The following is a 23229-nucleotide window of genomic DNA, read 5'->3' on the forward strand; positions in this document are numbered from 1 at the left end:
GCCCACCGGCACTGCGCTCAGAAGGAGGCGTAGAGCGATTCGACGACCTCGATGGCGTGCATCGCCGTCATCGGCCCGCCCTCGTGCGTCGACTTGTCCGACCGCACCACGTGGCCGGCCTGCACCGCCGGCAGCTGCGACCAGAGGGGGTTCTCCTGCACGGCGGCCCACTCGTCGGCGACGTTGACGAGTGCCACGATGCCGTCCGCATCCCTGTGCGCGTCGTACAGCTGCTCGGGGCCGTACTCGACACCCTCGCCCGACTCGACGGCCTCGGCGAAGGCCGCGGTCGGCATCGCACCGACATCGCGCAGCACCGTGGACAGCAGGCGGTTCGGCCGCACCTGCGATCCGTCGGAGTCGATGCCGATCGGCGCGACAGCGTGCGCGGCGATGACGTCGGCGTAGGTGCTCGAGACCTCGGCGACCGCGGCCTCGTACTCGGCGATCAGCTCGTCGGCGCGATCGAGCGTGCCGGTCGCCCGGCCGACCAGCCTGAGATCGTCCTGCCAGGTCGAGACGTCCTGTTCGCCGATCGCCAGCACCGGAGCGATGACCTGGAGCTCCTCGAGGATCGGCTCGACGTCGTCGGATCGGCTGATGATGAGCGACGGCGCTGCGGCGGCGATCGCCTCCACATTGATCTCGTCGGCGAGGAACAGCGGCTCCGCGCCGCTCGCGACCGCGGCGTCGAGGGCACCGGCGAGCGGCGACTCGAGCTCGAGGGCCCCCTCCTCCTCCCGCGGGAAGCCGACCACGGGGAGCCCGAGCGACAGGGCGATGTCCAGATCGCGGCGCCCCTCGATCACGACGACCGACTCGATGCGGTCCGGCACGGTGACCTCGCCGAGCACGGTCTCGACCGTGACTCCTCCGGCTTCCGGGCTCGCCGCCGTCGCACCGCTGCAGCCGGCGCTGAGGGCGAGGACGACGACCGCGGCGGCGACCGTCGAGGCTGAGCGGAGGAGCGGGCGGGCCGAGGAGGTCGAGTTCATAAGGGCAGGCTAACCTGAATTGTCGACAATCTCGTGCATCCGCGGGTGACGTCGCCAGGTGGTGCCGGAGCGTCCTCCGAGCCCGACACGCCGGGCGGATCGGCGCAGGCACGCGGATCCGGGGCCTCCACGGTGCAGGCTGGGACCGTGACAGAGCTGGTCCAGATCCCGTCGCCGGGCATCGCCCTCGAGTTCGGGCGCCCCGGTCGTCCGGTCGTGGTCGTGCTGCACGACGTCCACGGCCGGCTCCCCTGGATGGAGCCGTTCGCCGAGGCCGTCGCGAAGCACGGCTACCACGTGCTCGTCCCCGACCTCTACGACGGCTGGGCGACCCTCGCTCCCGAGGACGCGGAGGACCTGGCCGCGATGGCCGCCGAGGACCGCGCGCTCGCCTCCGTCACCGAGGCGGTGCGCTCGGGGGCGGCAGCGGGTGCCGAGCGCAGCGCCATCATCGGGTTCGGGTTCGGCGGGCGCCTCGGGCTGCTCGCGGCCGCCACGGGTCTGGTCGACGCGGTCGTCGCCTACTACGCGACCCTCGGACGCGAGGAGCACGCCCTCGTCCCGTGCCCGACCCTCCTGCACTACGCGCAGCACGACGAGTGGACGGAGGGGGACGATCCGGAGTCGTTCGTCGGCCGGCTCAAGGACGCGGGCACCCCCGTCACGGCGCACACCTACCCCGGCGCGGGGCGGCACTTCGCCAACGGGAACCTCGTCGACGCGGTCAGCCCCGCCTCGGCGGCCCTCGCCTACGCGCGGACCCTGTCGTTCCTGAATCCGCAGCTCATCGACTACTGACGAGCCGGCTCAGCCGTCGACGTCGTGCAGGTGGTGCACCACGTCGTGGAGGTAGTAGCGCGCCATCGTCGCGACCGTGAAGGCCGCTCCGTCGCTGCGGCGGCCCGGGCGAGACCACTGGTCGCCCGATACCCCCTCGAAGGCGGCCGCGATCAGCTCGGCCTCGTCGACCAGCTCCCGCCCGACGACCGCGGGGTCCTGCTCGGAGTAGCGGTCCTCCACGGCGGTGACGTCCTGGTCCCAGTTGGGGAAGAGCGGGTCGTCGCCCTCGAGCATCAGCCCGAGGCGCAGGCGGTAGATGCGGTGGACGTCGCGCACGTGCGCCGCGTACTCGAGCGGCGACCAGGTCTCGTCGTCGGGCCGACCGGCGGCGTCGTCGCGCTCGAGGACGTACGGCCAGGCGGCCGCGTTCTCGCGGATGAGATGGGGGACGGCGGCAGGCTCCACCAGCGAGGCGTCGAAGCCGCACTCGAGGCAGGGGCGCTCGGCCGCCCACGTCCAGTCCTTGGTGTCGGGAACGATCGGCATGGCTCCAGGGTAGGGCGCACCGCCGGAGGGCGGCGGCACCGGACGGACAGCCGGCACCGCTCGCCTGCCACGCGTCAGCAGCGCGGGTAGCCGGTCAGGATCGCGGTGCGCTCGCTGTCGACCGTCCACGGCAGACCGGGCGCGGTGCCCTCGCCGGCCTGCGCCACGGCGATCGCCGCGAGTCCGCGCGCGACGTTCGCCGCGAAGTCGGGGCCGGGCGTGGAGCTGTTCAGGGAGACCGCGACGGTGAGGCCCGACTCGGGATCCGAGTAGGCGGCCGTGATGAAGCCGGGTGCGACTCCCGAGAACCCGCGCAGCGGACCGGCCTGGTGACCGCCGAGACCGGCGAGCAGCCAGTCGGGGCGCCCCTGGCCCTGCGGGACGGCGTCGGCCCAGACGGCGTCGCCCGCGGGGTCGGCCGCGAGCCCGAACGCCAGGCGGCGGAGGTCCTCGAGGTCGGTGACCGCGCCTCCCGCGGCGCCGAGAGCCGACGGGGAGGCGGTGCCCACGTCGCGCCGGACGTCGCAGCGCACGCCTCCGTCGGGGGCGAGGGCGGCCGAGTAGCCGCGCGGCGCGGGCGCGGGTAGGTCGACGTCGCGCGCCGAGGGCAGCCGGGTGCTCCGGAGGCCGTACCGCGGGACCACGTAGTCGTCGTAGAGGGTGGCGACGCTGCGCCCCGTCACCTCCGAGATCACGAGCCCGGCGAGCAGCGGGCCTGTGGAGGAGTCGGACCACGCCGCACCGGGGGCGGCGGTGGGCGAGCGGACCTGGGCGGCCGAGATCAGCTCCATCGTCGGCCACTCGCGGATCGGGTTCTGGATCACGGTCGGCCAGAGCGCCGAGCGGAAGTCGGCGAGACCCGAGGTGTGCGCGCAGAGCTGGCGCAGGGTGAGCCCCTCGATGCCGGGGAGCGAGGTCAGCGACTCCCCCACGTCGGCGTCGAGGTCGACGCGCCCCTCCTCGGCGAGAGCGACCACGACGTCGCAGGTCATCGCCTCGGTGCCGCCTGTGCCCAGGCGCACGTGCGCGTCGGTGGTCAGCGGAGTCGGGTCGGCGTCGCCGACGACCCCGATCGCGGTCTCCCAGCCGCCGGCCCACGGCGACCAGACGCCGGCGACGGCTCCGGTGGCACCGGAGGCGGCCTGCGCCTCGCCGAGGAACCCCGAGAGCGCGGTCGCGAGCTCATCCGGGACCGGCCCGTCCGGCGCGGCGGGCACCGAGGAGGCGGTGCCGCCGGTGCACCCGGCGAGCGCCAGGACCAGCGCAGAAGCGAGGAGGAGGCGCGAGGACCTCGCCCGCAGGCCCTTCGGCAGCACGGCCGTCGACGGCACGGCCTTCAGTTGCAGAGCCATGCCCTCGAATCCCCCCGGACGCCTTGTGGAATGCCCTCCACTGTACGGGCGCCGCCTCGACGACCGGGCGGCCCCCGGCGCGGCACGGGCCATTCGTGTCCGGACCGTGACGCGGATCGCTCCAAACCGCTCGGGCCGGTGCTCCGAAGAGAGGATGTGCGGCGAGAGGCCGCCGGTTCGAGGAGGCTGCGAGACCATGACCGGTTCACCCAATCGTCTGATCGCCTCGGTCTTCGGCGCCGTCTACGTCGTCGTCGGGCTGCTCGGCTTCGTCGTCACCGGCGGAGTGCAGTTCCTCGCCACCGACGGCGGGCTCCTGCTCGGCATCTTCGAGGTCAATCCTCTCCACAACGTCGCGCACCTGCTGATCGGCGGCGCGCTGCTGATCGCCGGGCTCTCGACGGCGCCGGCCGCGAAGACCGTCAACGCGACGGTCGGGGGCCTGTACCTGCTCCTCGGGGTCGTCGGCTTCTTCCTCGTCAACACGTCGCTCAACGTGCTCGCGCTCAACACCGCGGACCACTTCCTGCACCTCGCCAGCGCCCTGGTGCTCCTCGGAGCGGGCCTCGGCCTCGAGAAGCGCTCGGGAGCACGCACCGCGACCGCATGACCAGGGCGGTTCGCCGCCCCCACAGACTCCGTCCGCCGCGGGCCCGCCGTTTTCCGCGGCGGACGGACCGAACGGCCCCGGACGACACGATGCGGTGTGTCGATCCGGGGCCTCCTTCCGCGCTCCCCCGGGAGCCGCCGCCCCTGGAGCCGTGAGATGTCCACCGTCGCCCGCTGCAACGCCGCCTTCGCCGCTCTCGGCGCGGGGCTCGTGCACGTCTCGTCGGCCGCGGGCCGGGGCGACGCGGCCGCCGTGCCCCTGGCCGCGCTGGGCGTCGTCGAGCTGGCCTGGGCCGTCGCCGTCCTCGCGCTCGGCCGCTTCCCGCTGCCCCGGACGGCTCTCTCGGTGGCCGCCATCGCCACGGCGGGCCTGGTCCTCGTGATCGCGGCGGGCCTCCTCCGCGACCCGCTCCCCCTGATCGCCGCGGGAGCCCTGCTGCTCGCCGCCGCGGCCGTCGTCGCCCGGACGCTGAGGGCGCCGCGCGCGCCCGAGCGCTCGGTGCCGGCCTCGCGCGCCGTGATCGGCCTGCTCGCCGGTGCGCTGACCGTCTCGGCGCTGGCGACTCCGGCCCTCGCGGCCTCGTCGGAGGGGACGGGCGACATGGGCGGGATGATGAGCAGCGTCGACGGCGGGCACGGGCACTGAATCGCCTCCGCCCCTGGCAGCGGCCGGTCGGCTCGGCTACGGTAAGGCCATCCTAAGAAACCGGACGGAGGCCACCGTGTCGAACGTGATCCCGTTCTCGGAGGCGCTGCGCGAGCGGATCGGCCAGTCGGGAGCCGACGACGAGGGCGCCGCCTTCATGACCGCCCTGATGACCGGCTCCGGCAGCCGCGACGACTACATCGCGATGATCTCCCAGCACTACTTCGTCTACGAGGCGCTCGAGGCCGTCGCCGACTCGATGGCCGACGATCCGGTCGCCGCCGTCTTCCTCTCCCCCCAGCTGACCCGCCTGCCGGCGATCGCGGAGGACCTGCGCTTCCTGGTCGGCGAGGACTGGCGCGAGCGGATCGCTCCGCTGCCCTCGACCGCCGAGTACGTCGAGCGGATCCGCACGGTGGCGGACGGCTGGAGCGGCGGCTTCATCGCCCACCACTACACGCGCTACCTCGGCGATCTGTCGGGCTGCGCCATCGTGCGGACGCTCCTCCAGCGCCGCTTCGGCTTCGAGACGAACGGCGTCGGCTTCTTCCTGTACGCCGAGATCGCCGCGCCCTCCGCCTTCCGCGCGGTCTACCGCGAGCAGCTCGACGCGGCGGGGTGGGACGACGCCGAGCGCGATCGCGTCATCGCCGAGGTGGCGGAGGCGTACCGGCTCACCAGCGAGCTGTTCCGCGAGCTCGCGCGCTCGCGGATGGCGGCCTGAGACTCAGCTCGCCTCGGTCGGCGCGGTGTCGGCGATCGCGGCGGGCTCCGCGCGGCGCTCGGACATGAAGCGCAGCACGTCCTTGTCGACGATGATGTCGCTCGGCCGCAGCGGCCGGGTGAGGTACAGACCCTCGAGGCTCGTGATCCGGCTGAGCGCCACGTAGGTCTGCCCCGGCGCGAACGCGCGCTGGCCGAGGTCGACGACGGCGGCGTCGTAGGTCTTGCCCTGCGACTTGTGGATGGTCACGGCCCAGGCGAGCCGCAGCGGGAACTGCGCGAACTCGGCCACGATCTCGCGCGTCAGCTTCTTGGTGGCCGCCGAGTAGGAGTAGCGGTAGCGCTCCCACGTCGCGGGCTCGACCTCGTGCACCTCGCCGTCGACCTCGACCCACACCGTGCCGGCGACCTTGGTCACGCGGCCGATCGTGCCGTTGACCCAGCGCTGCTCCGCGTCGTTGCGGAGGAACATGACGTGCGCGCCGATCTTGAGCTCGAGGTTCTGATCGGCCGGGTAGGTGCGCCCGCCGAAGTCGCCGCTGATCTCGGCGGTGGCCGTCTTGAGCGGGCCCTTCAGTCGGGCGAGCGCGGTCTGGTTGATCCGGTTGACGGTGTCGTTGCGCGTCGCGAGGGTGATCGCGTCGTTGTCCGGAGGCGTGCGCGCACCCGCCTCGTTGAGGACGTCGGCGATCTCCTTCGTGACCATCCCGAAGCGCACGGCGTTGAGCATCCACTTGAAGCGCTCGTCGCTCTGGCGGTGGATCCGGCCGAGCTCGACGATCCGCAGCGGAGCCTCCTGCCAGACCAGCGCGTCGAAGAACCACAGCGAGCGGTAGCGGTCGGCGAAGTAGGCGCGCTCCTCCGGATCACCGGGAACGGGCGCGAGCTGGAACGGGTCTCCGAAGAGGACGACCTGGACGCCTCCGAACGGCTCGGACCGCCGCTGCCGCGCCTGGCGGAGGCTGCGGTCGATGCCGTCGAGCAGATCGGCGTTGACCATCGAGATCTCGTCGATCACGAGGGTGTCGATGGTGTTGAGGAGCTTGCGCAGCTCGGGCGGCTGATCGAGGTCGGAGTCGGCGATGACGCCGATCGGCAGGCGGAACAGCGAGTGGATGGTCTGGCCGCCCACGTTGAGGGCGGCGACTCCGGTCGGCGCGCAGATCACGATCTGCTTCTCGGTGTTCCAGCTGAGGTGGTTGAGGAGGGTGGACTTGCCGGTGCCCGCACGGCCGGTGACGAAGAGGTGCTCGCGGGTGTTCTCGATGAGGTCGAACACCCGCTGCTGCTCGTCGGAGAGGGTCGGGTTCGTCACCGGTCCACTGTACCCAGCCCTCCGCTCCTCCCCAGGCGCTCGGCGTGGAGCGGGCCTGGGGAGGAGCGTGGCGCTCACACGTCGCGGAGGCGCGTGACCAGCAGGGCGGGGATCCAGACGGCGAGGACCCACGCGACGCTGGCGAGCGCGGCCGCGGGAGCCTCGATCAGCCCCTGGCCGGGCAGGCTCGACAGCGTCAGGCCGAGGTTCGACAGCAGGTACGGGCTCGTTTCGTCGATCCAGCGCGCCTCGAGCAGCGCCCCCGCGAGCGAGGCGACGATCGGAAGCACGAACAGCGCACCGACCGACAGGCCGATCGCCGCGGCGGTGCTGCGCACGAGCGCGGCGAGGCCGACCGAGAACGCGCCGATCACCGCGAGGTAGAAGGCGCCTCCGAGGAGCCCCGCGAGCACCCCGTCGTCGAACAGGGACACGTCGACGCCCTCGGGTGCGAGCATCGCCGCGATGATCAGGAACGAGCCGACCGTGGTGACGACGCCGACCAGGAACGACGCGATCGCGACCACTCCCCCTCGGGCGAGGAGCGACGGCAGGCGCTTCGGGACCGCGGTGTAGGTCGAGCGGATCATGCCCGTCGAGTACTCGCCGCCGATCGAGAGCGCCCCGAGCACCGCGACCACCAGGCCGACGAACTGCAGATGGGCGGTCGCTCCGCTGACGACGAGTGTGGGGGCGCCGAGCACCGACGCGGTGTCGGGTGTGAAGCTGGCGCCCAGGAGCAGCGCGAGCCCGAGGGCGAGCACGATGCAGATGCCGAACGACCACCAGGTCGAGCGGACGGTGGCGAGCTTGAGCACCTCGGAGGCGATGACGCCTCCGGTGCGCAGGCGCACGCCGTCGAGGTCGGGACGTCGGACGGCGGGGGCCTGCGCGGTCATCGGGCCGCTCCTTCCAGGGGCTGCGAAGCGGGGGTGGAGTACTCGAGCGCGTCCGCGGTCATGGCGGTGTACGCCTCCTCGAGCGAGCGGGTGAGCGGGGTGAGGCCGTGCAGGGCGATGCCGCTGCCGAGCGCGAGGTCGCCGATCGTCGGCGCGTCCATCCCGTCGACGTCGAGCCCGCCGGAGACCGGCTCGACGTGCGCGCCGCGGAGCGCGAGCAGCTCCGCGAGACGCTGCGCCTCCGGGCTCTCGACGCGCACGCGCGGCCGGGACTCGGCGAGGAAGTCGGCCAGCGGGGCATCCGCGAGGACCCGGCCGCGCCCGAGGACGATGATGTGGTCGGCGGTCTGCGCCATCTCGCTCATCAGGTGCGAGGAGAGCAGCACGCAGCGGCCGTCCGCCGCCTGGGAGCGCACGAAGTCGCGGACCCAGCGCACCCCCTCCGGATCGAGGCCGTTGACCGGCTCGTCGAGCAGGAGTGTCTGCGGGTCGCCCAGCAGAGCCGTCGCGATGCCGACCCGCTGGCCCATGCCGAGCGAGAAGCCTCCGACGCGCTTGCGGGCGACGCTCTCGAGGCCCACGAGCTCGATGACCTCCTCGACCCGCGCACGCGGGATGCGGTGGGTCGCGGCGATGACGCGCAGGTGGTCGCGGAGCGAGCGCCCGCGGTGCGCCGCCTTCGCGTCGAGCAGGGCGCCCACCTCGCGCAGCGGCGCGGCGTGCTCGGCGTAGGGGCGGCCGTTCACCCGCACGGAGCCGGCGGTCGGCCGGTCGAGCCCCACGATCATCCGCATCGTCGTCGACTTGCCGGCCCCGTTGGGTCCGAGGAACCCCGTCACCTTCCCCGGCGCCACGGTGAAGTCGATCGCGTCGACAGCCGTCTTCGCCCCGAACCTTTTCGTCAGTCCTCGTGCCTCGATCATGGATCCCCCTTCTGGTCGGACGCCGCCTCGCACCTCGGACCCGCGTCGGCACGGGCCGGGTCGAGCGGCGGGGCCAGCCTAGGAAGGGCTCTGGGGCTCCCGGCCCGCGATCGTGCGATGCGGGGGTGCGCTCAGGGGAAAAGGGGGGACAACCCCCACTCAGCCGCGCTTCTGGAGGGTCGCCAGGCGGTCGTTGTAGGCCGAGAGCTCGGCCTCGCCCGTGCGGTCGGCCTGGCGATCGCGGCGCTTGGTCTCGCGGTCGTCGGAGCGGCTCCACATCATGGCCACGACGATCGCGAGGGCGAGCGTCGGGATCTCGCCGATGCTCCACGCGATGCCGCCGGCCGCCTGCTGGTCGGCCAGCGCATCGGTTCCCCAGCCCATCGCGCCGTACCAGTCGGCGAGGAGGAGGCCCGTGCCGGTCATCAGGGCGAGGCCGAAGAACGCGTGGAAGGCCATCGTGCCCAGCAGCAGCAGGAGGCGCATCGGGTAGGGGACGCGGTGGACGCTGGGGTCGACTCCGATCAGCACGCTCACGAAGAGGTAGCCCGTGATCAGGAAGTGCACGATCATCCACTCGTGCCCGATGTGGTCGGTGGTCGCCCAGCGGAACAGCGGCGAGTAGTAGAAGCCCCAGAGCGAGCCGACGAACAGCAGCGCGGCGACGATGGGGTGCGAGACGGCCGTCGCGAAGCGCGAGTGCACGGCGAGGAGGACCCACTCGCGGGGTCCGCGGGAGCCGTCGGTCCGGCGCGTCGCGGCACGAGCGATGAGGGTCACCGGCGCGGCGGGGACCAGCAGGAGCGGGACGGCCATCGTCAGCACCATGTGCGAGAGCATGTGCGCGCTGAACAGGTACTTCTCGTAGGCGTTCACGCCGCCGTTCGTGATGTAGGCGAGCAGGAGCATCCCGGCGATCCAGAGGACCGTGCGGTGGACGGGCCAGCTGTCGCCGCGGCGGTGCAGGCGGACGACGCCCGCGACGTAGAAGGCGATGCCGAAGGCGCAGAACAGCAGCCAGACCAGGTCGACGTTCCAGAGGGTGACGAAGTTCAGGGCGCTCGGAGCCGGCGGCAGCGGCTCGCCGGTCAGCAGCTCGGCGGGGGTCGGGTTCGTGAGCTGCGACGCCGCGACCTGGTCGACGGGCGTCGCGGTGCGGGCGAGGGCCGCCGCGACTCCCGAGGCGATGCCCATGAAGGTGAGCTCGGCGGCGACCAGCCACCAGAAGCTGCGCCCGCCCGAGCCGCCCGCGGCCCGCATGCGCGCGATCAGGACGCGGCGCTGCAGCACGCCGAAGAGTCCGAGCGCGATGAGGACGGCGACCTTGACGAGGACGAGGACGCCGTAGCCCGTCAGCAGGTTGTCGAGCGTGGCCAGGCGGAGCTCGGCGCTGACGTAGCCGGAGGCGGCCACGACCACGAAGCTCACGAGAGCGAGGCTCGAGTAGCGCTCGATCACGGGGAGCAGGCGCGCACCGGCGAGGAGGGGGCGCAGCACGATGATCGTGATCAGCCCGCCGAGCCAGATCGCGGCGAAGACGAGGTGCAGGCCGAGCGCGGTGACGGCGGCGTCGTGCCCGCTGGCGCCCGCGGCGTGGCCCTGCTGCGCCATCGGCAGGAGGGTGAGGAGCGCGATGCCCGTCACGAAGACGAGCGCGGTCTGGTTGCGCACGGCGAAGCAGAGCACCGTGACGACCGCCGCCAGCAGGGTCGTGATGAGCCAGGACTGGCCGACGGGGATGCTGCCGATGAAGTAGCTGAGCTTGGTGCCGAAGTCTCGGTCGAGGCTCAGCGGCGTCTGCGTGACGTTGAGGAAGGTGAAGAAGCCCGTGACGGCGGAGGCGGCGGCGAAGAACGCGGCGCTCGCGGCGGCGACGTCGAGGGCGACGGTGAACTCGGTGCGCGGCTCCGGGGCGGCGGCGGGCTCGGGACGGGCCTCGCGGACGGGGGCGCCCGCTCCGACCAGGACCCTGCGGTCGACCGCCGCGCGCGCGACGGCGCGGGGGCTGAGCGCGAAGAGCGTCAGCACGAGGGAGCCGATCATCCCGGCGGCGCCGAGGTTGACGGCGAGCTTCGCGAGCGGGAGGCCGTAGCGGACGACGGGGCCGGAATCGCTGATGGCCTGCGCGTCGGCACCGCGGCCGAACGCCAGCGCTGCCAGGAGCGCGACGAGGGCGGCGGCCACCAGGAGCAGCGCCGGGCCGACGATCCGGACGGTTCGATTCACCCGTCAAGCCTACGTTCTCGCGGCTGATCGGGAGCCGCGACTGCGGACGACGACGGCCCCGGCGCGTACCGGGGCCGTCGTCGGAGGGCCGTCGGAGACGGCCGGGTCGCAGCGACTACTTCGCGGCGGCCTTGAGCTTGGTGCCCGCGGAGACCTTGACCGAGTGGCCGGCGGCGATCTGGATGGTCTCACCGGTCTGCGGGTTGCGGCCGGTGCGCGCGGCGCGGGAGGTGCGCTCGACGGCGATCCAGCCCGGGATGGTCACCTTCACGTCGTTCGAGACGGAGTCGGCGAGGGTGGTGAAGAGCGAGTCGAGGACGCCGTTGACGGCGGCCTGGCTCTGGCCGGAGTCCGCGGCGATCTTCGCGACGAGCTCGGTGCGGTTGAGCGACTTGTCAGCCATTGGAGTGTCCTCCCAGGACGTTCGCGCTGTTGAGAACAGCTGGTGAATGTGGATCGTCCTCGGTCGGGGACGGACGCCCTCGACCGGTCGGACCGTCCGTAACCTACCAGCCCGATCCCCGATTCCTCGCGAATCACGCCCCGCGAAGCCCGGAACGACGCCGATCCGCGCCCGAGGAAGGGTCCGATCGCGCCGATCGTCCTCCACAGGGGGCACTCGGCCGACCCCTCCACCGAACCGCGCTCCCCCGGCCCACCGAGCTCGGCGGCCCGTGAGGATCGGGGCATGTCGATCCTCCTCCTCGCCCCCGCCGCCGTTCTCCCGCCGCCACCCGCCCTCGATCGCCCGCCCGTCGCCCGCCTCAGGAGACGGTCGCCGCGGGAGCCCGGGCTCGCGGCGCTCGCCCTCGGGCTCCTCGCCGTGACCTCGGCGGTGCATCCGCTCTGGGCCCTCCCGTCCGTCGGCATCGGGGTCGCCGGCGTGGTCGTCGGGGCCGTGGCGCTGCTGCACCGCGGCGAGCGCCGGTCGGGCGCCGTCGGGCTCGTCTGCGCGCTGCTCGGGCTCGCAGTCGCCTCCGTCACGGTGCCGGCGTCGATCGGAGGGGCGGCCGAGGTGCTGGTCTGGCTCGCGGCCCAGCGGCCCGGAGCGGCGTGACGATGCCCGGGGACGGGTCAGTCGGCGTCGCTACACTCCCTCCGGCGCGCGCCCGAGCTCGCCGAAGGGATCGCGACGATGACGCAGACGACGAACGACTGGATCACGACAGCCATCTGGTGGCAGGTGTACCCCCTCGGATTCACCGGCGCGGAGGCCACGGCCGCCGAGGGCCCTGGTCCAGGCGACGAGCCGCGGCACCGCCTCCGCTCGATCCTCCCCTGGCTCGACGACCTGCTGGCGGTGGGCTGCAACGGCCTCCTGCTCGGCCCGGTCTTCTCGTCGATGACCCACGGGTACGACACGATCGACCACTTCACGGTCGACCCGCGCCTCGGCGACGAGCGCGACCTCGACGAGCTGATCGCCGCGTGCCGCGAGCGCGGGATCCGCGTGCTCTTCGACGGCGTCTTCAACCACGTCGGCCGCGACCACCCGTGGTGGCGCGAGGCCGTCGCCGCCGGTGCCGGCTCCGCCGCCGCGGCGCGGTTCTCGCGCGGGCCGTCGGCGCGCGAGGTCGACGGGTTGCCGGTGGACGTGTTCGAGGGGCACGAGGCGCTCGTCGAGCTCGACACCGCGAATCCGGAGGTCGCCGAGTACGTGTCCTCGGTGATGGCGCACTGGCTCGAGCGCGGCATCGACGGGTGGCGGCTCGACGCGGCCTACGCGGTCGACCCGAGCAGCTGGCGCGCCGCGATCGATCCGCTGCGCGAGCGCTTCCCCGGGGCGTGGTTCGTCGGCGAGGTCATCCACGGCGACTACTCGGAGTACGTCCGCGAGTCGGGGCTCGACTCCGTCACCCAGTACGAGCTGTGGAAGTCGGTGCGCTCGTCGATCGAGCAGGGCAACCTCTTCGAGCTCGACTGGACGCTGCAGCGGCACGGCGGGTTCCTCGACGAGTTCCTCCCCCTCACCTTCATCGGCAACCACGACGTGACCCGGCTGGCGAGCGCGATCTCGGACAGCAGGCACCACGGGCACGCGACCGCGATCCTCGGCTTCGTCGGCGGAGTCCCGAGCGTGTACTCGGGCGACGAGCGCGGGCTCGAGGGAGTGAAGGAGGAGCGCGCGGGCGGCGACGACGCGATCCGCCCCGAGTTCCCGGCCGACCCGGGCGAGTGGCCGCGCGGCGACGCCTACCGGACCCACCAGGAGGTCATCGCCTTCCGGCGGCGGCACCCGTGGCTCGCCCGGTCGCGCACCAGGACGGTCGACCTCTCGAACACCGCCGTCCTGCTGATCGCGGACGGTCCCGATGGCGAGACGGCTCGCCTGGCCCTCAATCTCGGTGACGAGACGGTGACGGTCGGCGGCGTGACCGTGGGGCCGCACGCGTGGGTCCTGCCCGACTGACGGGACGGTCGCCAGGGCGTGCTGGACACGAGACCGCCGTCGCGAGCACGGCCTGATCGTGCGAGCTGCAAGGAGCGGATCGAAGGCCCATGCGGGCATGGGACGAGATCCGCGACGCCGCAGATCGTGCGATCAGGCCGAGCGGAGCACGCGGGATCGTGTTCAACACGCCCTACGCTCGGGGCAGGCGACCCGTCGCGACCGACCGCTCCGGCGGACCGCGGCCGGGAGCGAGTCAGGAGTGGACATGTCGGCGAGGCAGCAGGACCGGGCGACCGGGATCGGCGAGGCGTCCGCCTCTCCCGCGGATCCGACGGGCGACCCCGGACCGGGTGAGCGCAGCGGCCTCTCGAGCCGCGTCGCCGACGACATCCTGAGCGGCACGGACGACTTCGGAGCGGACTTCGCCGAGGACGAGGGCGGCGGCGCCCCGGGCGGCGGTCCCGAGTCGGCCGAGGGGCTCGGCGATCTGCGTGCCGCCGAGATCGACGATCCCGCGCAGGCGGTCGGCGACGACCCGGCGAATCCGATCCACGGATCGCTGGCGGAGGAGTTCGAGGCGCGCTGACCCGCGCCCTCACGCGGAGCGGTCGTCCGCGGCCCGTTCCTCGCCCGTGAGAGCGTCGCCGAGGAACCGCAGCAGGCCGAGGAGCAGCAGCTCCTTCGACTCCGAGCGCCGGTACTCGTGGCCCTCGCCCTCGAGGCGCAGGTACTCGACCGGCCGGCCCCGCTCCTCCAGCGCCGCGACGATCTGCTCGGCCTCGCCGATCGGCACGTTCGTGTCGAGCTCGCCGTGGACCACCAGGAGCGGCACGTCGATCGCCGACACGCTCCCCAGCGGCGAGAGCCGCTCGAGCAGGTCGACGTCGTGCTCGGGGTGCCCGTACTTGGTGACGGCGGCCGAGGCGATCCACGGCTCGGTGTCGCGGTAGAAGGTCCGCAGATCGGACATGCCGCAGATGTCCACACCGGCGGCGAACACGCCGGGCGAGAACGCGAGCGAGGCCAGGGTCAGGTAGCCGCCGTAGGAGCGGCCGGTCACCGCGATGCGGGCCCGATCGGCGATGCCGGAGTCGACCAGGAAGTCGGCCGCCGCGAGCACGTCGGCGAACGCGTCCGTCCGCTTCTCGACGTCGTCGGCGTGCACGAAGTCGCGTCCGAAGCCCGAGGAGCCGCGGACGTTCGGCGCGAAGACCGTGATCCCCGACGCCGCGACCGCCTGGTGCTGCGCGGCGAAGGTCGGCCGCTCCTGCGACTCCGGCCCGCCGTGCAGGCTCAGCATCGCCGGACCGCCGGTCGGCACTCCCCGGGCGCGGTAGAGCCAGCCCGAGAGCGCCAGCCCGTCGCGGCCGGCGAAGCGCTCGAGCGTCGGGACCACGAGGGGCTCGGCCGGCAGCGCGGGCACCTGCGTGAGCCGCGACCACTCGTGGGTCGCCGTGTCCATCCGCCAGAGCTCCCGCGGACGCTCCGGCCCCTCGACGCCGAGCACGACGCTCCCGCCGTCCCGTGAGAGGACCGGCGTCGTCGCCACCAGCCCCGGCAGCCCCGAGACGGGGACGCGCGCACCGGTCGTGGTGTCGAAGAGCTCGATCTCGCTCGAGCCGGCGACGTTCCAGACGAGCAGGAGGAGGCGCCCCGCGTCGTCGGCGTCGAGGCCCTCGAGCTCGGCGTCGTCGCGGGCGGCGAGCCGGCGGATCCGGCCGCGCCAGCCGTCGGGCCCGAGCGGCATCGCGACGAGCTGGCGACGCGGGAGGTCGACGTCGGTCGCGAGGTAGGCCACGATCGGGCTCTCGTTGTCGTTCGGCGCGGAGGGGCGCAGCAGCGCCACGTCGGTCGACCCGGTGCCCGAGTCGGGCAGCAGCGCGTGGTTCTCGTTGGTGAGGCGGTCGACGACGACGCAGTACTGGTGTCCGCGCTGGCCGTCGCGGACGACGACGAGCCGCTCCTCGACGGAGAGATCGAGCACCGAGATGAGGTCGCCGTCCACGAGCGGCCGGCGCTCACCCGACGCGGGATCGACGAGGAAGGAGCGCGTCGGCTGCTCGGGCTCGGCGGAGGGCACGGTGACGACGACGTGGTGCCCGCTCCGCGTCCACGGGCCGAGCTCGGCGTGGGCGTCGCGGGAGCCTGCGATGCGGCGGGCGTCGGAGCCGTCGGGCCGGACCACCCAGACCTGCGTGCGGACGCCTCCGTCGGTCGCGACCAGGCAGGCGAGCCAGGCGGAGTCGGCGGACCACGAGACGGAGAGGACGGGGTCGTCGGTGAAGCGGATGCAGTGCGCGGCGGGCGGCTCTCCCGCGGCGGCGACGTCCTGCACCCAGACCTCGGGCGAGCCTCCGCGGTCGCTGATGAAGGCGGTGCGCGCGGCGTCGGGAGTCATCGTGGGACCCCAGCTGCCCCAGGCGTGCGCGAGTGCGAGACCGAGCCGCTCGGCAGCGGCGAGCCGGTCGGGTGCGAGGAGGGTCATGCCTCCATCCTTCTGCACCGGTCGGTGCGCGTGTTCCGCGCCGGGCGAACGCGGCGCGAACGATCGAGAGCCGACGCGACTCCGGGCTCACCTCCGGCTCGCAGGATCGCGGTCGGCTCGTCAGAACGGGCGGATTCCGCGAGCCGAAGCACGTCTCGCGAGCCGGAGGTGATCAGCGAGGGGCGCGGTCAGCCGACGCCGTGCTCCTGGAGCCACATCTCGAGGAGGGCGAGCTGCCAGAGCTCGTTCGAGCCGAGGCGGGTGCGGGTCGCGTTCGGGTCGGCGAGGAGCGCGTCGACCGTCGCCGGGTCGAAGATCGCGCGTTCGCGGGCCGACGGGTCGGTCAGCGCCGCGCGGACGCGCTCGAGGTACGGGCCCTCGAGCTGGCGGATCGCGGGCACCGGGAAGTAGCCCTTGGTGCGGTCGATCACCTCGTCGGGCACGATGCCGCGCACAGCGCGCTTCAGCACGCCCTTGCCGCCGTCGGAGAGCTTGAGCTCCGGTGGGATCCGGCCGACGAGCTCGACGAACTCGTGGTCGAGGAACGGCACGCGCGCCTCGAGGCCCCACGCCATCGTCATGTTGTCGACGCGCTTCACGGGATCGTCGACGAGCATCACGGTCGTGTCGTTCCGCAGCGCCGCATCGACCGACGTCTCGGCGCCGGGGCGGCCGAAGCGCTCGGCGATGAAGGCGGTCGCCGCATCCGCTCCGCGCCAGTCCGGGGTGAGCAGCGCCTGCAGCCCGGGGAAGCGACGGTCGAAGAAGACCGACGCGTACGCCTCCGCGGCGCTCTCGCGCGGGACCCCGGCGAGCGGCGGGTACCAGTCGTAGCCGCCGAGCACCTCGTCGGCGCCCTGGCCCGACTGCACGACCTTGACGTGCTGCGAGACGTCCTCGCTCAGCAGGTAGAAGGCGACGGCGTCGTGCGAGACCATCGGCTCGCTCATCGCGGCGATCGCCCCGTCGATCCCGGGCAGCAGGCGCGCGGAGTCGATCGCGATGCGGTGGTGATCGGTGCCGAAGCGCTCGGCGACGAGGCCGGAGTACTCGAACTCGTTCCCCGACTCCCCGCCCGCCGAGTCGAAGCCGATCGAGAAGGTCTGCAGCCCGGTCTGGCCGGCCTCGGCGAGCAGCGCGACGACGAGGCTCGAGTCGATGCCTCCCGAGAGCAGCACGCCGACCGGCACGTCGGCGACCATGCGGCGCTCGACGGCGGTGCGGAACGACGCGATGAGCGCCTCCTGCCAGTCCTGCTCGCTCCAGTCGGTGCGGGAGGGATCGCGGGCGAAGACGGGCTCCCAGTAGACGTGCTCGCGACTCGTGCCGTCGGGCTCGATCACGCGCACGGTCGCGGGCGGCAGCTTCGTGACTCCGGACAGGATCGTGCGCGGCGCCGGCACGACCGAGTGGAAGCTCAGGTAGAACATCAGCGCGGTGCGGTCGATCGTCGTGTCGGCGACTCCGCCCGCGAGCAGCGCCTGCACGGTCGAGGCGAAGCGGATCCGCTCCCGCGTCTCGTCGAGGTAGAGGGGCTTGATGCCGAGGCGGTCGCGCGCCATCACGACGCGCCCCGAGACGTGCTCGACGATCACGAAGGCGAACATGCCGAGGAACCGGTCGACGCAGTCCGCACCCCACTCGGCGTAGGCCTTGCCGATCACCTCGGTGTCGGAGTGCGAGAAGAAGCGGTGCCCCTTGCCCTCGAGCTCGGTGCGCAGCTGCTCGTAGTTGTAGATGCAGCCGTTGAACACGATCGAGAGCCCGAGGGCCGGATCGATCATCGGCTGCGATCCGGCGGGCGAGAGGTCGATGATCGAGAGCCGCCGATGACCGAGCGCGACCGGTCCGCGCGCCCACAGGCCGTCGCCGTCCGGTCCGCGGTGCACCATGCAGCCCGTCATCCGCTCGACCGCCGCCGCATCGGCGCGGGCGCCGTCGAGCCTGATCTCACCGCCCAGTCCGCACATCTCAGCGCCCCACGATCCAGGTGTCCTTCGCGCCGCCGCCGCGGGAGGAGTTGACGATCATGCTGCCCTCGGCCGCCACGCGGGTCAGCGCGAGGTCGGCGAGGCGGACGTCGTCGGGCCCCGTCCCCGTGACGAAGACGAAGGCGCGGAGGTCGACGTGCCGCGGCTGCAGCTCGGTGCCCGAGAAGGAGGGCAGGGACGACAGGCGGACGACCTCCTGGGCGACCCACGCCTCCGGTTCGGCCGCGATGGCGGCCCGTCGCTCGGCGACTCGCGCGGCAGCGGCGGAGGGTCCGATCATCACGCCGCGACCGCCCCAGCCGTCGACCGGCTTGGTGACCAGCTCGCCGACGCGCTCGAGCACGATGCGGCGCTCCGCCTCGTCCTCCGGGCGGTAGGTCGGCACCGACTCGAGCAGCGGCCGCTCGTCGAGGTAGTAGCCGATGAGCTCGGGAACGGCGCAGTAGAGCGCCTTGTCGTCGGCGATGCCGTTGCCGGGGGCGTTGGCGAGGAAGACGTGGCCGGCCGCGGCGACCTCGAGCACCCGTTGACCGATCGCCCGGTCGTCGGCGACCAGGTCGGCCAGCTCGACGTCGAGGCGGAGGTAGAGGGCGTCGACGGTCCGGCCCTGCGCCCGGACCCGCCCGCCCTCGACGACGAGGTCCTCGGCCTCGAGCAGCAGGAGCCCCGCACCCTCGGCCAGGGCGCGGTGCTCGAACCAGGCCGAGCTCGACGCTCCGCTCGAGAGCAGGGCCAGGACGGGCTCGGTGACCTCGGGGGCGACGCCCTGCAGGAGCGTGCGCCGCAGCCCGGCGAACGCGCTCGACGGATCGAGCAGCCCCTCCGGTCGGGGCAGCTCGGGCAGCAGATCGTCGACGAGCGAGCGGATGCCCATCGCGTAGGCCAGGCCGCTGGGGTTCCGCAGATTGTCCTCGAGCACGCGCCATCCGCCGAACTCGTTGCGGACGAGGTCGAAGCCCATCACGGCACCCCGCACGGTGCCCGGAGGCAGACGGGTGCCCTCCTCGCGCCAGCCGGCGGATCCGCGGAGCGTGCGGACGATGCCGTCGCGCTCGGCCCGCTTCTCGCCGTACGCGTCCTGGAGGAAGCACTCGAGCGCGCGCGCCCGCTGCTCGAGACCCGCGGCCAGCTCGGACCACTCGTGCGCCTGCAGGACCCGCGGCACGAGATCGACCGGGAAGGGCCGGTCCTCGTCCTCGACGCGGAAGGTGATCCCGGCCGCCTCGACCAGGCGGTCGCGCGACTCGTGCAGCTCGCCGAGCCGCTCGGCGCCGAGATCGCGGAAGTGCTCGAGGATCGGCTGGTAGGCGCTGCGGGGGCGGCCGCCGGTGGCGACGGCCTCGTCTCCGGCGCGCACGCGGTAGGTGCGGAGGCTCGGCGCCGGCAGGATCGGTCCGCTCGCGGGTCCGTGGGTCTCGGCGACCACGGAGTCGACGACGGCGTCGAGGGTGCCGCGCTCGGCGTAGACGGCGCGCTGACGGTCGGCGGAGTTGCCGCGCGCGATCAGCGCCTCGGTCAGCTCGCGCACCTGCTCGAGGTCGCCGAGCTCGTCGAGCGCGGGCTGGAGACGCGCGATCATGCTGCGCAGCGCCTCCGCCGCGGGGACCGGACGGGGGTGCTCGGTGTGGTCGAGGAGCTGCCCGGCGAGACCGCCGCGCGCGGCCTGCCAGGTGGCGGCGCGCTGGATCGGCGGCGGGGTGTGCCGGAACGGGCGTCCCGCCTCGATGTCGAGCTCGGCCGCGCGCACGAGGCCGCGGAAGAGCCCGGCGACCAGGACCGCGTCGTCGACGATCGGCATCGCGTCGCAGACCCGGAGCTCCAGGGTCGGCGCGTGCGAGGAGGGTCGCACGTCGAAGTACGCCATCTTGGAGTCGGCGATGACGCCGGTCGCGATGAGGTCGGCGAGGAGGCGGTCGTACTCCGCCGCGGAGGCCAGCGGTCCGGTCGCCCCGGCGCTCGGCCAGCGCTGCCAGATGATCGTGCGGATGCTCGCGTAGCCGGTGTCCTGGCCGTTCCAGTACGGACTGCTGGCGCTCGCCGAGAGCAGCACCGGCAGATCCCGGGCGATCCGCTGCGCGATCTGGATCGCGAGCTCGCGATCGGAGACCCCGACGTGGATCTGGGTGCCGCAGATCAGCTGCTCGTCCACGAGCATCCGGTACTGCTCCTGCATCCGGCCGTAGCGGCCGGTGCTGGTGAGCTCGAAGTCCTTGTGCTCCGATCGCGGTGCGGTGCCGACGGCGGCGATGCCGATGCCGTCGGGGGCCGCCGCGTCGATGACCGCCTGGCGGAGGGTGATGAGCTGCTCCCGGAGCCCGTCGAGCGAGTCGACGACCGGTGTGTTCGTCTCGACCGTCGTCCGCTGCAGCTCTGCCGAGAAGTTCTCTCGCGGCAACCGCGCGAGCACCTGGGGTGCGTGCGCGGAGAGCTGCCTCGTCTCGAGGTCGATCAGGTGGAGCTCTTCCTCCGCGCCGAGTGTGAGTTCTGCGCGCATGCGCCCACCGTACGACGCCTTTGTTTCGGGCAGCTACGGGGTGTCCGCGACTCGAGTGTGCGCGCGGACTCAGCAGGCACCGAGGTCACCGCGGAAGCTCCCCGTCGCCCGCCCCGCTGAAGTAGCGCCACATCAACCGGACGGTGAGCGAGTATCGAGCGCCCGACTGACGGACGTCCTCCGGAGTCCCCTCGGTGATGGTGCCGTCGTAGGACACCCGGTTGAAGCCGTCGGCGAGGGGCAGACCGTCGACCGCGAGCCGGTCGGCGTCGCCGAACTCCCACGAGAGCGAGACGGCTCCGCCTGCCCCTCCGCCGGGGAGGTCTCGTCCGCCACCTCCCTCGAGCGCGGGCCCGGTCAGGAGGTCGCGGTCGGACAGCCCGTCGACGACCGTTCCCTGACCGCTGTGGATCCCGTTGCGCTCGAGGAAAGCGTCGACAGCCCGGGCGGCGTCCGCCTGATCGGCACCCTGCACCGCGTACACGACCGCGCCCTCGAGCAGGCAGACGGTGCTGTACACGGCCCCGGAGGGACCCAGCGTCAGACCGGTCGGGCCGCCTTCCGAGAAGCACCAGTCCGCCCTGGCCCGCGCGATCTCGTCGATCCCTTCGGTGCCCGAGAGCGCGAGCGCGTCATCGAACGGCGCCGACGCCTCGACGCGCTCCCTGCTCACCAGCGGAGACGTCGGCGATGGACCGGGCACGTCCGCCGCGCATCCCGCTGTCCCTGCCAGTGCGAGCACGCAGGCAGCGAGACCAGTGACCCTGACCGCCCGACGGCTGGAGGAGGTGCGCCTCATGCGGGTTGGCGGAGGCCGAGCCCCGCGACGACCTCGGCGCCGGTGAGGCGGGCGAGCACCGCTCCCGGGAGGACGATCTTCGACCGGCGGACGCCGCTGCCGATCACGACGGCGGGGCGCTCGAGCACGCGCTCGTCGATCAGGAGGCGCCAGCCGCCGGGCAGGCCGATCGGGGTGATGCCGCCGTACTCCATGCCCGACTCGGCGACCGCCCTCTCCAGCCCGAGGAACGACGCCTTGCGGACGTCGAGCAGCCGGCGGACGGCGCCGTTCACGTCGGCGCGGGAGTCGGCGAGAACGACGCACGCCGCTATCCGCTCGTCGCCGGCCCGCGATCCGGCGACGACCACGCAGTTCGCGAGGTCGCGGTCCTCGAGCCCGTAGCGCTCCTTCGTGACGGCCGTGTCGGAATCGGCGGCGTCGATCTCGACGACCTCCAGCCGGTCGAGCAGGCCGTCGCGCTCGGCTCCGGCGCGGACCGCCTCGGCGAGCAGGTCGGGGCGGTCTGCGGCGGGGGCGGTGCTGAGCGAGCCGAGGGTCATGCGGTCTCCGTTCGTCCGGGTGCGGATCCCATCGTCGCGCACCCGGGGCGGGGTCAGGAGGCGTGCTCGGCGGCGGCGGGACCGATCCGTCCGGCGTGCACGTCGGCGAAGAAGTCGGGGCGCAGGACGCGGCGCTCGATCTCGAACCAGCCCGAGGTCCAGCCGTCGCCGAGCGGGTTCTGCGGATCGAGCAGGACGTGACCGGGCGTGGAGGTGCGCCCGAGCGCGGCGGCCACGGCGCGATCGGGGTCGTAGAGGGCGTGCTCGACCAGCGGCGCGAAGACCTCGTGCGCGGCGAAGGCCTCCGGCGCACCGAGGAACACCGGCACGAGCTCCTCGCCCTCGCGCAGCCCGTTCGGCCACCAGCGGAACCGCGCGACCAGCTCGTGGCACGAGATGCAGTTCGGCGAGAAGAACACCAGGTGGGTCGGCGGCTGCGCGAAGTCCGCCAGCGGGATCCGCTCCCCCGCGAAGGTGCGCAGCTCGAGACCGTCGGTGACGGCGCCCGGGACGGAGGAGGACGGCGCCGCTCGGCGGTCGCGGACCAGCACCAGGACGACGGCGACGAGCGCGGCGGCGAGCCCCGAGGCGGCCGTCGACGCGACGACGGGGCCGAGCAGCGCAGCGGGTGCCGGGCCCGCGAGTCCCGCGAGGGCGAGCGCCAGGAGCAGGGCGTTGCGCGCGACCGTCCGGCCGGTCATCCGCGACTCCCCGAGACCGCCGAAGCACTCGCAGTCGACGGGCTCCGGCGCCCGGGAGGCGCGCACCGCGACGACCAGGAACACGGCGTAGACGAGGGCGGCGACCACCAGCGCGAGCCGGTGCGCCGGAGCGGGCGCCAGCACGATCGCGAGGCCCAGGAGGATCTCGCCGACGGGGAAGAGCCGCGCGAACAGCGGACCGCGCGCGAGGAGCGCCGGCAGACCGAGCGCGCCGAGGCTGTCGCGGAACGCGTCGGCCCGCCCGAGCTTCAGCGCGCCGCTCGCCACGAGCACCGCGCCCGCGAACCAGCCGGCGAGCGCGAGAAGGGCGTCGAGCATGGGTCGTCTCCGTTCCGAACTCGCTGTTGCGGGGCCGCCGGTCGTGGGGTCACCGTCCGGTGAGCACGGTATCCCAGCCGCCGACGGCCTCCGACGCGTCGGCGGCAATCGACGGCCGGCAGGCGCTCAGCCGGCCGTGAGGTAGACCTTCCGCAGCGTCTCGGTGACGGTCCAGCGGCTCCGAGCGCCCTCGGCGAGTCGCACGATCACCCCGGGCTCGAGCTCGATGACGTCTCCGGCGATCTCGACGCGCCCGCGACCCGCGACCACGACGAACACCTCCTCCGCCTCGGTGTCGACGGCCTCGCCGACCGCCATCTCCCACACTCCGATCTCGAGGCCGCCGAGGGTGGCGAGCGCCCGCACACCCGTGGCGGGGGCGCCCTCCCCCGCGTCCAGGGGCTCGAGGGCGACGTCGGCGATGCGGACGGCGGTGTGCTGGGCGAGGAGCGGCACGGCGGCTCTTTCCGGG

General features: G+C 73.3%; 22 protein-coding genes. 7 read left to right on the forward strand and 15 right to left on the reverse strand.

Features of this window, described 5'->3' with window-relative positions:
- Window positions 1-17: 17 nt before the first annotated feature.
- Entirely contained in the window at window positions 18-995 is a 978-nt protein-coding gene (locus GRS96_RS17940) for an ABC transporter substrate-binding protein (RefSeq protein ID WP_159852865.1), read from the reverse strand.
- 147 nt (window positions 996-1142) lie between these two features.
- Between GRS96_RS17940 and GRS96_RS17945 the strand changes: the two genes are divergently transcribed.
- Window positions 1143-1793 (forward strand): dienelactone hydrolase family protein, encoded by a 651-nt coding sequence (locus GRS96_RS17945; protein ID WP_159852867.1) that lies wholly within the window; start codon window positions 1143-1145, stop codon window positions 1791-1793.
- A gap of 9 nt (window positions 1794-1802) precedes the next feature.
- On the opposite strand, the gene GRS96_RS17950 is transcribed toward GRS96_RS17945, so the two are convergent.
- On the reverse strand, window positions 1803-2321 hold the full coding sequence (locus tag GRS96_RS17950; protein WP_159989112.1) for a DinB family protein: 519 nt from the start codon (window positions 2319-2321) through the stop codon (window positions 1803-1805).
- A gap of 74 nt (window positions 2322-2395) precedes the next feature.
- On the reverse strand, window positions 2396-3673 hold the full coding sequence (locus tag GRS96_RS17955; RefSeq protein WP_159989113.1) for a serine hydrolase domain-containing protein: 1278 nt from the start codon (window positions 3671-3673) through the stop codon (window positions 2396-2398).
- 196 nt (window positions 3674-3869) lie between these two features.
- Between GRS96_RS17955 and GRS96_RS17960 the strand changes: the two genes are divergently transcribed.
- From GRS96_RS17960 to GRS96_RS17970, 3 genes are all read left to right on the forward strand, one after another.
- Window positions 3870-4283 carry a DUF4383 domain-containing protein gene (locus tag GRS96_RS17960; RefSeq protein ID WP_159852873.1) on the forward strand — a complete coding sequence of 138 codons (414 nt, stop codon included), beginning with the start codon at window positions 3870-3872 and terminating at the stop codon, window positions 4281-4283.
- Window positions 4284-4439: 156 nt separating this feature from the next.
- A complete protein-coding gene (locus tag GRS96_RS17965; RefSeq protein ID WP_159852875.1) occupies window positions 4440-4928 on the forward strand; it encodes a hypothetical protein in 489 nt (162 codons plus the stop codon).
- Between the two features lie 76 nt (window positions 4929-5004).
- Complete coding sequence (locus tag GRS96_RS17970; RefSeq protein ID WP_159852877.1) at window positions 5005-5652, forward strand: biliverdin-producing heme oxygenase; 648 nt, start codon at window positions 5005-5007, stop codon at window positions 5650-5652.
- A 3-nt stretch (window positions 5653-5655) separates the two neighbouring features.
- Here the strand turns inward: GRS96_RS17970 and GRS96_RS17975 are convergent, their stop codons facing one another.
- The 5 genes from GRS96_RS17975 to GRS96_RS17995 form a co-directional block, all read right to left on the reverse strand.
- Window positions 5656-6966, reverse strand: a complete 1311-nt coding sequence (locus GRS96_RS17975) for an ATP-dependent DNA helicase (RefSeq protein WP_159852879.1) — start codon at window positions 6964-6966, stop codon at window positions 5656-5658.
- 74 nt (window positions 6967-7040) lie between these two features.
- Window positions 7041-7865, reverse strand: a complete 825-nt coding sequence (locus GRS96_RS17980; RefSeq protein WP_159989114.1) for a hypothetical protein — start codon at window positions 7863-7865, stop codon at window positions 7041-7043.
- Window positions 7862-8788: an ABC transporter ATP-binding protein gene (locus GRS96_RS17985; protein ID WP_159989115.1), complete on the reverse strand. Its 927-nt coding sequence runs from the start codon at window positions 8786-8788 to the stop codon at window positions 7862-7864. The genes GRS96_RS17980 and GRS96_RS17985 overlap by 4 nt, the downstream gene beginning before the upstream one ends.
- A 159-nt stretch (window positions 8789-8947) precedes the next feature.
- Complete coding sequence (locus GRS96_RS17990; RefSeq protein WP_204162110.1) at window positions 8948-11014, reverse strand: cytochrome c oxidase assembly protein; 2067 nt, start codon at window positions 11012-11014, stop codon at window positions 8948-8950.
- Window positions 11015-11129: 115 nt separating this feature from the next.
- The gene (locus tag GRS96_RS17995; protein WP_056037903.1) at window positions 11130-11417 is read right to left on the reverse strand and encodes an HU family DNA-binding protein; all 288 of its coding nucleotides are present in this window, start codon (window positions 11415-11417) and stop codon (window positions 11130-11132) included.
- A gap of 285 nt (window positions 11418-11702) precedes the next feature.
- On the opposite strand from GRS96_RS17995, the gene GRS96_RS18000 reads away from it, so the two are divergent.
- From GRS96_RS18000 to GRS96_RS18010, 3 genes are all read left to right on the forward strand, one after another.
- Window positions 11703-12071, forward strand: a complete 369-nt coding sequence (locus GRS96_RS18000) for a hypothetical protein (RefSeq protein WP_159989116.1) — start codon at window positions 11703-11705, stop codon at window positions 12069-12071.
- 78 nt (window positions 12072-12149) lie between these two features.
- The gene (locus tag GRS96_RS18005) at window positions 12150-13424 is read left to right on the forward strand and encodes an alpha-amylase family glycosyl hydrolase (RefSeq protein WP_159852887.1); all 1275 of its coding nucleotides are present in this window, start codon (window positions 12150-12152) and stop codon (window positions 13422-13424) included.
- A gap of 247 nt (window positions 13425-13671) precedes the next feature.
- Window positions 13672-13992, forward strand: a complete 321-nt coding sequence (locus tag GRS96_RS18010) for a hypothetical protein (RefSeq protein WP_159852889.1) — start codon at window positions 13672-13674, stop codon at window positions 13990-13992.
- A gap of 9 nt (window positions 13993-14001) precedes the next feature.
- Here GRS96_RS18010 and GRS96_RS18015 read toward each other — a convergent pair whose 3' ends face one another.
- From GRS96_RS18015 to GRS96_RS20705, 7 genes are all read right to left on the reverse strand, one after another.
- Complete coding sequence (locus GRS96_RS18015) at window positions 14002-15891, reverse strand: S9 family peptidase (RefSeq protein WP_159852891.1); 1890 nt, start codon at window positions 15889-15891, stop codon at window positions 14002-14004.
- Window positions 15892-16079: 188 nt separating this feature from the next.
- Window positions 16080-17861 carry an N-acetylglutaminylglutamine amidotransferase gene (locus tag GRS96_RS18020; RefSeq protein ID WP_159989117.1) on the reverse strand — a complete coding sequence of 594 codons (1782 nt, stop codon included), beginning with the start codon at window positions 17859-17861 and terminating at the stop codon, window positions 16080-16082.
- 1 nt (window position 17862) lies between these two features.
- A complete protein-coding gene (locus GRS96_RS18025; protein ID WP_159989118.1) occupies window positions 17863-20376 on the reverse strand; it encodes a glutamate--cysteine ligase in 2514 nt (837 codons plus the stop codon).
- An 85-nt stretch (window positions 20377-20461) separates the two neighbouring features.
- Window positions 20462-21049: a hypothetical protein gene (locus GRS96_RS18030; protein WP_159852897.1), complete on the reverse strand. Its 588-nt coding sequence runs from the start codon at window positions 21047-21049 to the stop codon at window positions 20462-20464.
- A gap of 122 nt (window positions 21050-21171) precedes the next feature.
- Window positions 21172-21717, reverse strand: a complete 546-nt coding sequence (locus GRS96_RS18035; RefSeq protein ID WP_159989119.1) for a YbaK/EbsC family protein — start codon at window positions 21715-21717, stop codon at window positions 21172-21174.
- A gap of 53 nt (window positions 21718-21770) precedes the next feature.
- Entirely contained in the window at window positions 21771-22757 is a 987-nt protein-coding gene (locus tag GRS96_RS18040; protein ID WP_159989120.1) for a peroxiredoxin family protein, read from the reverse strand.
- Between the two features lie 126 nt (window positions 22758-22883).
- Complete coding sequence (locus GRS96_RS20705) at window positions 22884-23213, reverse strand: cupin domain-containing protein (protein ID WP_159852903.1); 330 nt, start codon at window positions 23211-23213, stop codon at window positions 22884-22886.
- Between the last annotated feature and the right edge of the window lie 16 nt (window positions 23214-23229).

The sequence above is a fragment of the Rathayibacter sp. VKM Ac-2803 genome, assembly GCF_009807175.1.
Classification (GTDB): domain Bacteria; phylum Actinomycetota; class Actinomycetes; order Actinomycetales; family Microbacteriaceae; genus Rathayibacter.

What these genes read in the sequence shown, in the direction of transcription:
- GRS96_RS17950 (WP_159989112.1), bottom strand. Translation starts at nt 2,321, where the DNA reads ATGCCGATCGTTCCCGACACCAAGGACTGGACGTGGGCGGCCGAGCGC.
- GRS96_RS18005 (WP_159852887.1), top strand. Translation starts at nt 12,150, where the DNA reads ATGACGCAGACGACGAACGACTGGATCACGACAGCCATCTGGTGGCAG.
- GRS96_RS17980 (WP_159989114.1), bottom strand. Translation starts at nt 7,865, where the DNA reads ATGACCGCGCAGGCCCCCGCCGTCCGACGTCCCGACCTCGACGGCGTG.
- GRS96_RS18010 (WP_159852889.1), top strand. Translation starts at nt 13,672, where the DNA reads ATGTCGGCGAGGCAGCAGGACCGGGCGACCGGGATCGGCGAGGCGTCC.
- GRS96_RS17995 (WP_056037903.1), bottom strand. Translation starts at nt 11,417, where the DNA reads ATGGCTGACAAGTCGCTCAACCGCACCGAGCTCGTCGCGAAGATCGCC.
- GRS96_RS18035 (WP_159989119.1), bottom strand. Translation starts at nt 21,717, where the DNA reads ATGACCCTCGGCTCGCTCAGCACCGCCCCCGCCGCAGACCGCCCCGAC.
- GRS96_RS17940 (WP_159852865.1), bottom strand. Translation starts at nt 995, where the DNA reads ATGAACTCGACCTCCTCGGCCCGCCCGCTCCTCCGCTCAGCCTCGACG.
- GRS96_RS17960 (WP_159852873.1), top strand. Translation starts at nt 3,870, where the DNA reads ATGACCGGTTCACCCAATCGTCTGATCGCCTCGGTCTTCGGCGCCGTC.
- GRS96_RS18025 (WP_159989118.1), bottom strand. Translation starts at nt 20,376, where the DNA reads ATGCGCGCAGAACTCACACTCGGCGCGGAGGAAGAGCTCCACCTGATC.
- GRS96_RS17955 (WP_159989113.1), bottom strand. Translation starts at nt 3,673, where the DNA reads ATGGCTCTGCAACTGAAGGCCGTGCCGTCGACGGCCGTGCTGCCGAAG.
- GRS96_RS18040 (WP_159989120.1), bottom strand. Translation starts at nt 22,757, where the DNA reads ATGCTCGACGCCCTTCTCGCGCTCGCCGGCTGGTTCGCGGGCGCGGTG.
- GRS96_RS18020 (WP_159989117.1), bottom strand. Translation starts at nt 17,861, where the DNA reads ATGTGCGGACTGGGCGGTGAGATCAGGCTCGACGGCGCCCGCGCCGAT.
- GRS96_RS17985 (WP_159989115.1), bottom strand. Translation starts at nt 8,788, where the DNA reads ATGATCGAGGCACGAGGACTGACGAAAAGGTTCGGGGCGAAGACGGCT.
- GRS96_RS18015 (WP_159852891.1), bottom strand. Translation starts at nt 15,891, where the DNA reads ATGACCCTCCTCGCACCCGACCGGCTCGCCGCTGCCGAGCGGCTCGGT.
- GRS96_RS18000 (WP_159989116.1), top strand. Translation starts at nt 11,703, where the DNA reads ATGTCGATCCTCCTCCTCGCCCCCGCCGCCGTTCTCCCGCCGCCACCC.
- GRS96_RS17965 (WP_159852875.1), top strand. Translation starts at nt 4,440, where the DNA reads ATGTCCACCGTCGCCCGCTGCAACGCCGCCTTCGCCGCTCTCGGCGCG.